This window comes from Rhizobium sp. UBA1881 (assembly GCF_002338015.1).
Classification (GTDB): Bacteria; Pseudomonadota; Alphaproteobacteria; order Rhizobiales; family Rhizobiaceae; genus Rhizobium.
The window spans coordinates 1-306 of sequence record NZ_DDHH01000194.1 but is presented as its reverse complement, the minus strand read 5'-3'; the positions used below and the strand labels follow the sequence as shown (position 1 = coordinate 306).

Genomic DNA, 306 nt, shown 5'->3' with positions numbered 1-306 from the left:
GGCTCCGGCAAGACCACGCTCCTGCGCATCATCGCCGGCTTCGAGCAGCCCGATCAGGGCCGCGTCACGCTCAATGGCGAATTGCTGGCCGATGGGCCGGCGGCGGTGCCGGCGCACAAGCGCGGCATCGGCATTGTCTCACAGGAAGGCGCGCTGTTTCCGCATCTCGACGTCGCCGGCAATATCGGCTTCGGCATCGCCCGTGGCGCGACCGACCGAGACAAGCGGGTGCTGGACCTGCTCGACATGGTCGAGCTCGACCGCGGCATGCTCACGCGCCGCCCACACCAGCTCTCCGGCGGCCAG

General features: G+C 69.6%; 1 protein-coding gene. It reads left to right on the top strand.

From position 1 onward, the window contains the following. On the top strand, positions 1-306 hold a 306-nt coding region (locus B3605_RS23980; protein ID WP_296436497.1), incomplete at both ends, for an ATP-binding cassette domain-containing protein.